Source organism: Fibrobacter sp. (assembly GCA_024398965.1).
GTDB lineage: Bacteria > Fibrobacterota > Fibrobacteria > Fibrobacterales > Fibrobacteraceae > Fibrobacter.
In genome coordinates this window covers 49,039-57,259 of record JAKSIF010000016.1, presented here as the reverse complement: position 1 = coordinate 57,259, position 8,221 = coordinate 49,039, and the positions used below count along the sequence as shown (strand labels likewise).

7 protein-coding genes are annotated in these 8,221 nt (G+C 50.5%); 4 read left to right on the top strand and 3 right to left on the bottom strand.

Going from position 1 to position 8,221, the window contains the following annotated elements; genetic code table 11:
• The first annotated feature begins 192 nt into the window (after positions 1 to 192).
• The 4 genes from serC to MJZ26_08345 all read left to right on the top strand — a co-directional run bounded on the left by serC (position 193) and on the right by MJZ26_08345 (position 4,172).
• Complete coding sequence (gene serC, locus MJZ26_08360) at positions 193 to 1,311, top strand: 3-phosphoserine/phosphohydroxythreonine transaminase (protein ID MCQ2105788.1); 1,119 nt, start codon at positions 193 to 195, stop codon at positions 1,309 to 1,311.
• Between the two features lie 104 nt (positions 1,312 to 1,415).
• A complete protein-coding gene (locus tag MJZ26_08355; protein ID MCQ2105787.1) occupies positions 1,416 to 1,763 on the top strand; it encodes a hypothetical protein in 348 nt (115 codons plus the stop codon).
• Between the two features lie 400 nt (positions 1,764 to 2,163).
• Complete coding sequence (locus MJZ26_08350; GenBank protein MCQ2105786.1) at positions 2,164 to 3,636, top strand: insulinase family protein; 1,473 nt, start codon at positions 2,164 to 2,166, stop codon at positions 3,634 to 3,636.
• Positions 3,633 to 4,172, top strand: coding sequence for a carbonic anhydrase (locus tag MJZ26_08345; protein MCQ2105785.1), 540 nt, complete (start codon positions 3,633 to 3,635; stop codon positions 4,170 to 4,172). The genes MJZ26_08350 and MJZ26_08345 overlap by 4 nt, the downstream gene beginning before the upstream one ends.
• A 71-nt stretch (positions 4,173 to 4,243) precedes the next feature.
• On the opposite strand, the gene MJZ26_08340 is transcribed toward MJZ26_08345, so the two are convergent.
• The 3 genes from MJZ26_08340 to MJZ26_08330 all read right to left on the bottom strand — a co-directional run bounded on the left by MJZ26_08340 (position 4,244) and on the right by MJZ26_08330 (position 8,220).
• On the bottom strand, positions 4,244 to 4,864 hold the full coding sequence (locus MJZ26_08340; GenBank protein ID MCQ2105784.1) for a DedA family protein: 621 nt from the start codon (positions 4,862 to 4,864) through the stop codon (positions 4,244 to 4,246).
• Positions 4,865 to 4,933: 69 nt separating this feature from the next.
• On the bottom strand, positions 4,934 to 6,547 hold the full coding sequence (locus MJZ26_08335; GenBank protein ID MCQ2105783.1) for a hypothetical protein: 1,614 nt from the start codon (positions 6,545 to 6,547) through the stop codon (positions 4,934 to 4,936).
• Positions 6,548 to 6,642: 95 nt separating this feature from the next.
• Positions 6,643 to 8,220 (bottom strand): PEGA domain-containing protein, encoded by a 1,578-nt coding sequence (locus MJZ26_08330; protein MCQ2105782.1) that lies wholly within the window; start codon positions 8,218 to 8,220, stop codon positions 6,643 to 6,645.
• Position 8,221 lies beyond the last annotated feature (1 nt).

The following is an 8,221-nucleotide window of genomic DNA, read 5'->3' as shown; positions in this document are numbered from 1 at the left end:
GGAGCCGGGGGAACGCCCAAAAACTCCAGGTACTTTGAGGGGCTTTGTCCCGGCGAAGTTGCGCCAAAGCAGCGGAATTTGCTCTGGGAATTCAGAAATCGTAACTAACAATTGCAATTTTTTCCCGCATTTACTAAATTTTACCCCGTCAAAAAACCATTAGGTTTTAACCCCCAAATAAGGAACATTATCATGGCTAATAAGGTCTATAACTTTAGCGCAGGCCCGTCTGTCCTGCCCGAACAAGCACTCAAGGAAGCTTCTGAAGCATGCATCGACTATGCAAACTCCGGCATCAGCATTCTCTCCATGAGTCACCGTTCAAAGCCCATCGAGAACATGTTCCTCGAAACTGAACAGCTCCTTCGCGACCTCATGGGTATTCCCGCCAACTACGATATCATTTTCCTCGGCGGCGGCTGCTCTCTCTTGTTCTGCATGATGCCGATGAATTTCCTCCCGGCCGACGGCGTTGCCGACTACACCGACACTGGTGTCTGGGCAAACAAGGCTCTCAAGGAAGCTAAGCAGTTCGGTAACGTTAACGTTGCTTGCTCCACCAAGGCTGATGTGTACAACCACATCGACAAGAACCTGCAGCTCTCTGACAACGCAACCTACCTCCACGTTACTGCCAACAACACCATTTACGGTACCGAATGGCACAACTTCCCCAAGCCCAAGTCCGGCTTCCTCATGGCTGACATGAGCTCCGACTTCCTCGCCCGCAAGGTGAACGTGGAAGACTTCGGCGTGATCTACGGCGGCGCTCAGAAGAACATCTCCTGCGCTGGCGTTACCGTTTCCATCATCCGTAAGGACTTGCTGGGCAAGGTCGATCGTCAGATCCCCACCATGCTGAACTTCAAGACTCATCTCGACGAAAAGACCGGCGTGAACTCCATGTTCAACACTCCTCCGGTATTCGCAGTCTACACCATGAACCGCACCCTCAACTGGCTCAAGCAGATCGGCGGTGTTGACGCTATCGAAAAGATCAACCGCGAAAAGGCTGCTCTCCTTTACAGCGCCATCGACAACTCCAAGGTGTTCGTCGGTACCGCTGCTAAGGAAGACCGTTCTCTCATGAACGTTCCCTTCGTCTTCAACCGCGAAGTTGTTTCCGAAGAAAAGGATGCAGACATGGCTAAGGACTTCATCGAATTCGCAAAGTCCAAGGGCCTCGTCCAGATCAAGGGTCACCGTTCTGTTGGCGGCTTCCGCGCTTCCATCTACAACGCAATGCCTATCGAAGGCGTCCAGGCTCTCGTTGACTGCATGGGCGACTACGAAAAGAAGATCTTGGGCTAATTAGGTTCGAGGCTCCAGGCGCGAGGTTCCAGGATTCTGGTTCGCACCGCAAGTTTAAAGGTTGAAGGATTCGTCCTTTAACCTTTTTTGTATATTATTCGGTAATGAAGCTTATTCGAATCGCTTTGTTATCCCTCGCATTACTGGTTAACCTAAATGGTTGCACTCCCGCTGTCGGAGCAACTGCTGGTCTCGTTGTCGGTGGAACAGCTGTGTTAGTCAATTCATCCTCAAACAATCCCACCAACGCCCAAAGCGGGACAGCCGCATCTGTTCAGGATTCCACCTCCCAGCAGAGCGAATCCAACGATGAACCAGCGCCTGCGGAAAATAAAACAAGTGCCGCGGAAATCATTTTTTCCACTACCATGGGCATTCTCGCCATAGCCGGTGGAGTTCTCGTATTGGCCATGTTATTCTGCATAAGCGCAAGCCCCGGTCTTGGGGGCTGACATTCGGAAAAAAAGAACCCGAGTCATGGACCCGGGTTTCTTTGCTTACAAAAGGTTTGCGGTCGCGTTCAACCGCTACACTCGTCTCGAAATACTTTTTTAGAAAGTATAACGGCTCGGCAATGTCGGTGCATAAATGTCCCGCCGCTGCTCTCGCCTTGATATACTTTTTTAGAAAGTATAACGGCTCGGCAATGTCGGTGCATAAATGCCCCGCCGCTACACTCGCCTTGATATACTTTTTTAGAAAGTATAGCGGCTCGGCAATGTCGGTGCATAAATGTCCCGCCGCTGCTCTCGCCTTGATATACTTTTTTAGAAAGTATAACGGCTCGGCAATGTCGGTGCATAAATGCCCCGCCGCTGCTCTCGCCTTGATATACTTTTCTACTTTATGGGTATGAAGTTTTTTGTTAAAGTATGTTTTGCTGCAATGGCTGCCTTTGGGTTGGCCAGCCATGCAAATGCGGCGTCCGTCAATATGCCGGTCCATAAGGAAGTCCTAGATAACGGCCTTACGGTTTTGCTGCATCCCAATAAGCAGGCTCCTACGGTAAGTTGTCGCTTGTTCTACGTAACCGGTTCCGTTCACGAAGTCCCTGGTAAGTCTGGCCTGGCCCATATGCTGGAACACGAACTGTTCAAGGGCACCAAGAAGGTCGGTATCCAGGATAGTGTTGCCGACGCTAAGTTCATGGCAACCCAGGATAGCTTGCAGGCTTTGATTCGCCCCGCAGTCTTGTCTGGTGATACGGCAACCGCTAATAAGCTGATTGCAGAACATGATTCCGTTGTGAATGAACACCGTAAGATCTTTGTGAAAGATGAACTGTGGAGCGCTTACCAGGCTGCCGGCGGTACAGGCTTGAATGCCTTTACCACGGACTTGATGACAGCCTACATTGTTACTTTGCCAAAGAACAAGATTGAGCTTTTTATGTGGCTTGAAGCAGACCGCATGCAGAATGCTGTGCTTCGCGAATTCTATTCTGAACGCTCCGTTGTCCGTGAAGAACGTCGTATGCGTTATGACGACAAGCCGACGGGTCGTTTCTATGAGACTTTGAACTCCATGATCTATGAGGCTTTCCCTTATCGTGTTCCTACCATCGGCTGGCCCAGCGATATCATGAACCTGACTCGTGAAATGGCTGATGAACACTATCGCAAGTACTACAAGCCTCGTAACGCGATTCTTGTTCTTGCGGGAGATCTTGATACCACCTCTACCATGGAAATGGTGAAGAAGTATTTCGCAAAGATTCCTGCAGGGGAAACATTCCCGCCCTTGACAATCCGCGATCCGGAACAGGTCGGCGAAAAACGCTTGACGGTAAAGCGTCCCGATGCTCCGAACTTGTTTACCTTGGTGTTCAAGACGCCGGAAGTTGGAAACCAGATTCTTTATCCTCTGGACATTGCAGAAGGTGTGCTGAACGGTCGTTCTGGTCGCCTTTACAAGAGGCTTGTGGAGCAGGAAAAGTTGGCTGTAAGTGTTAGCGCAAGCAACAGCCCCAACAAGTATGTCAGCGAGTTCAGTGTTCGTGTGACCATGCGCCCCGATGCAGATCCTGCTAAGGTGGAGGCTGTTGTTTGGGATGAACTGGAAAAGCTTAAGACAGAAACGGTGAGCGCCCGTGATTTTGAAAAGGTGAAGAACCGTGCCTACGCAGGCCTTGTCCGTAGCCTTACGGATATGGAAAACGTGGCTACCATGCTTGCCTGGTACGAAATGTATGGAGACTATCGCATTTTCTTGCAGTGGGCTGATGAATTGAACAAGGTCAGCGCTACGGATGTTCAGGAAGCCGCCAAGGAAATCTTTGTTCGTGAAAAGTCTGTTGCAGGATTCTTGCTGAAGGAAAAGAAATGATTAACGAAATGCTTGCTTTTAACAAGGAATTTGTTGCTAGTAAGGGCTACGAAAAGTTCGCTACCAGCAAGTATCCCGATAAGAAAATTGCAATTGTCACCTGTATGGATACCCGCCTGGTGGAACTTCTTCCGGCAGCCCTTGGTATCAAGAATGGCGACGTGAAGATGATCAAGAACGCCGGTGGAACCATTACCAATCCCTTTGATAGTACGGTCCGCAGCCTTCTTGTTGCCATCTACGAACTTGGGGTGAACGAAATCATGATCATCGGTCATACCGGTTGCGGCGTGCAGGGCATGGATGCCCAGGAAATGCTTCACTTGATGAAGGAACGCGGCGTAGACGATGAGCATATTAGCTTGATGCGCCACTGCGGAATCGACCTGGATTCTTGGCTTCATGGATTTGAAGATACGGATGCCGCAGTTCTTGAAACCGTTGACTTGGTGAAGAACCACCCGTTGGTCCCCAAGGATATTGTGGTCCGCGGTTATATCATGGATTCTGAGACAGGTGCCTTGAGGGCTCTGTAACCGAACCCTGGATTGAGGATGCAAAAAGCCTCCCGTAGGGGAGGCTTTTGTACGTTAAAAGTCTGCCGGTATTATTTCTTGCGGGGCTTAAATGCGTTCCATGTCATGTAGCCGATGAACAGTACGCCAAGTCCCACAAGGCCGATGGACATTTCGTGGCTGTAGGCCTGGATAAGGTCCTTCTGGCCGTGGGCCACATAACCCAGCACTGCCAGGATGACGTTCCACAGGATGGCGCCAATGGCCGTAAAGATGGTGAAGGGGAGTAGCTTCATTCCGGCGATGCCTGCGGGAATTGAAATGAGCTGACGAATGACGGGGATGAATCGCCCGACCAAGGTGGAGATTGCGCCATGATCTCTAAAGAAGGCTTCCGCTTTTTCAACCTTCTGGCTGTCCAAAAGCAGGAAGTGTCCTAGGCGGCTGTCTACGAACTTGTAGATAATGGGGCGTCCCAGGAACTTTGCCAGGTAGTAGTTGATGAAGGCTCCGATAAGGGCGCCAATGCTTGCAAAAAGGACGATGAGGAAAATGTTGAGGCCGGAGTCTGACTGCAGAGCCTTGTAGGCTGCGGGAGGAACCACCAGTTCCGAAGGGAAGGGAATGAAGGAACTTTCTACGGTCATCAGGAGTGTGATGGTGCCGTAGTTCAGGTGGGCGTTATACCAGTCAATAATTACGTCGTAAATCATGATGGCAAATATAAAAAAGCGCGACTGGTAACAGCCGCGCTTCAATACTTTAGAACAAGCTAGAGTAAGTTACTTCTTCTTCTTGCCCTTGGCAGGCTTTGCCTTGGCTTTAGCTTTTTTGTCTTTCTTGCTAGCCTTGCCCTTCTTCTTGTTCTTGACAGGAGCTTCTTCTTCAGGTTCTTCGGCGACCGGTTCTTCGGGTTCCGGCTGGGCTTCTACTGCGGGAGGTTCGCTGTTTTGAACGTTTGTCTGGTACTCAATCATGGAGGCATCTTCGTTGGCCTTCTTGAGTGCAGCCTTTGCTTCTTCAACGTACTTGCCTTCGGGGAAGCGCTTCAGATAGATTTCGTAGTCTTTCAGGCGGTTGCCGGACTTGACCAGTTCAAAGATACCTGCTTCGGCTTCGTCGCGGAATGCCCCGTTGGGATTGTCGTTCAGGTAGGCGAGGTAAGCCTTGAAGGTGTTCTGCGCCTGAATGACGCGGAACTTGTCGTATTCGCTTAAGGATCTCAGCTTGTTTTCGACTTCAGCACGACGGGGAGAATCCGGATAGTACTGGAGGAACATTTCAAGCATTTCGGGGTCGTTGGAGGCCATGACCTGTTCGAAACGGCCGTCTTCCTGGCGGACCTGGTATTCCTTAAGTTCAACCTTGCTGCTATCCATGGCGGCGTAAAGCTGTTCCTTGGTGGCAAGGTCTGCCGGGTGGCAGAATGCCAGGTAGCTTTCAAGCACGTCGGTAAACTGGGTGCGGGTGTATGCTTCAGTCATGTCGGGCAGATTGCCGTCTTCGTCAAGATAGAAGCGGTAGTCGCGTTCAATGGCCATGCAGTCCCAGTCGGACAAGGTATCCTTGACTTCGCTGTTCTTGCGCAGTACGTCGTCGCGGTCATGAAGCTTGAAACGCATCTTGCGGTCTCGGCGGCTTTCGCGGCCGAAGTCAAAGGACAGTTCCAAGCCGACGCGTACGGGCCACTTGTATTCAATCTTGCTCATGGTCAAGCTGGAATAGGGAGAGGGGCTGGGGCTCCTGTCCTTCTTTCTAGCCTTGATGTCTTCGTAGGGGAGGAATTCCTTACGAACATTGAGACCAATCTTAAAATCAACATCCTGGAAGGCTTCGGTGATGCGATATTCCAAAGCGCCAGAAACGAATGCGGTGGGAGCGACTTCGGTATGCTGCTCAGTATTACCGGAGTAGTCGTCATAGAAAGAGAAGAAGTGCAGACCATAACCGCCCAGGACGCGGAGGTCAAAGTCGCCGGCCAAATTTACGGTGAAACCAGCCAACAGGGAGGGGGCGTAGGTCATGAACCACAGCTCGCGGTCGTCCTGTTCACCCTTGCGGTCACCACCGTATTCGTCGTCCCTGATGGTGTACTTGGGGTTGTCTTCAATGGTACCCAGCTGGATGGAGTTTACTTCGACGCCAAGCCAGATGGTGAAGGGAATGTCGGCCTTCCAGAACGGGGTGATCAGCGGAGACCACAATGCACCGACGGATACGGGAACAGTCAGGACTTCGGTATCGATACCGTCATCGAGAAGCTTGTTCTCGCCTTCAAAAGTCAAGAACGCAGGTTCACCCTGCAAATACAGCTGAGTACGCCAATTCGAACGTTCGTAATCGGCGGCATAGCCTGCAGCTGTCAAAAGTGACAATATGGTAATAAGTTTACGCATCGTCATAAATTTAAATTTTCTTATTTTGAGAGGAACAAAAAAATCAAAAATCTTTGTTTTTTTAGGGTGTTTTTAGGCTTTGAAGGATTTTTTGCTTAAAAAGCCAGGACAAATCCCACACTTAGCATTATAAGCCCCCCTCCTATGAGGGATCCCCCTGCAATCATCTTTCGGTCACCCTTCTTTACCAGATCATGGTTTTCCTTGATTTTTTCCTGGAATGTGGCTCCTGCAGAGGAAGCAGGGCGCTCCAGTTCCTGCTTGATTTTATCGGCATCATCATAGTCCTGGTTGGCCAGGTAGGTGAAAAGGGCTCCTATAACGATGGGGGCGATGGATGCTCCCATCAGAGTCTTGCCGATTCGTGATACTTTGCGCTGGTGAATCCATTCCTCTTGAGCTTTCAGTTCTTCAAGGTCTCGTATCGGTTCCATTTCCACGTTGATATCGGTCAGTTCGGTGGGCGGGACGAATACGGTAACCATTGTGTCGCGGTATCCGGCTTTTCTCAACTGGACGGTGGACATTCCCGGCTCGTAGATAGGATACTTGTCCGGCGTATGACCGATGGGCTTGGAGTCAATAGAAAGTTGGGATGAACCAGCGTAGATTTCGGCATCTCCAGGAATGGAGAAAACTCTCAGTTCCGGGCGAACGGGTTTAAGCTTAAGGGAAATCTTGATGGTGTCGGAACCAATGGGGTTTACGGTGCTGCTTGCTCCCCAAAGTTGCTTGTCTACGCCCCAGTAGGCGTACAAGGTTACTTTCCCGGAATCCTTGGTGGCAAAGGTGCACGGGGTCCTGCAAATGTCACCTTGACTGGACAAGGCGAGGGTAGCCCCTTCTGGATCGGTTTCAACGTGAATGTAGCTTCTCTTGGCTGCTTGAACGGGAATAGCTTCGCCCTGTAGCTGCATAATGAAATGCTTGAGCTTGTTGCCGCTTGTGGCATCGCTAATGGACTTGAATACGGACAAGTTCATTTTGGCGATATCGCCATCATGGTTGGCTGAATCTATAAAGGAATAGTGGCTTGCCTGGATGCTGATGGAATCGTTGGACGATGCTGGGGCGATTCTTCCCAGGTAGGCGGAGGCGGCTCCATAGGTGGCGAGAGAATCCTTGATGCAGGCGTTGTCGCGGCAATATCCGAAATCGGTTCTCTTTGCGATAACAACAGGAGTTCCAGATTCCTGCAGGAGACGGATGATGATGGGTGTGATTTGTTCTGCAAGAACTGAATCGATAGCTCGATGTTCCATGGCTACAAAAACATGCTTTCCTTGAACGGAATCAAGGAATACGGGGGCGGGTTGCGGCAGGGGCTTTGTACTTGAGTCCTGTTGTGCTTCTGCTGCTTGGCTGCTGTCCTGGACAACGCTGCTTGAGTCCGAAGACAAGGCGGCTGGAGTCTTGGATATGTTCATCAGGTCGTTACCCTGTTCGTCCACAATGCTCTTGATTCGATCCTTGAGGATATGGACGACTGTAAACTTTCCCTGGATGACACCGCCAAGGCTGACTGTGTCCTGGTTGACTCCTAGAAATTGAACTGTCTGCTTAGTGCCGGTGACCAGTTCAATATTTGCCCTTATGCCGGGAAGATCATCGGCAAGTACCGCACTGAGGGGTGCGAGAACTAACAGAAGAAAAAATGATAAAAGTCTTTTCATA

What these genes read in the sequence shown, in the direction of transcription:
- MJZ26_08345 (MCQ2105785.1), top strand. Translation starts at nt 3,633, where the DNA reads ATGATTAACGAAATGCTTGCTTTTAACAAGGAATTTGTTGCTAGTAAG.
- MJZ26_08330 (MCQ2105782.1), bottom strand. Translation starts at nt 8,220, where the DNA reads ATGAAAAGACTTTTATCATTTTTTCTTCTGTTAGTTCTCGCACCCCTC.
- MJZ26_08350 (MCQ2105786.1), top strand. Translation starts at nt 2,164, where the DNA reads ATGAAGTTTTTTGTTAAAGTATGTTTTGCTGCAATGGCTGCCTTTGGG.
- serC (MCQ2105788.1), top strand. Translation starts at nt 193, where the DNA reads ATGGCTAATAAGGTCTATAACTTTAGCGCAGGCCCGTCTGTCCTGCCC.
- MJZ26_08335 (MCQ2105783.1), bottom strand. Translation starts at nt 6,547, where the DNA reads ATGCGTAAACTTATTACCATATTGTCACTTTTGACAGCTGCAGGCTAT.
- MJZ26_08355 (MCQ2105787.1), top strand. Translation starts at nt 1,416, where the DNA reads ATGAAGCTTATTCGAATCGCTTTGTTATCCCTCGCATTACTGGTTAAC.
- MJZ26_08340 (MCQ2105784.1), bottom strand. Translation starts at nt 4,864, where the DNA reads ATGATTTACGACGTAATTATTGACTGGTATAACGCCCACCTGAACTAC.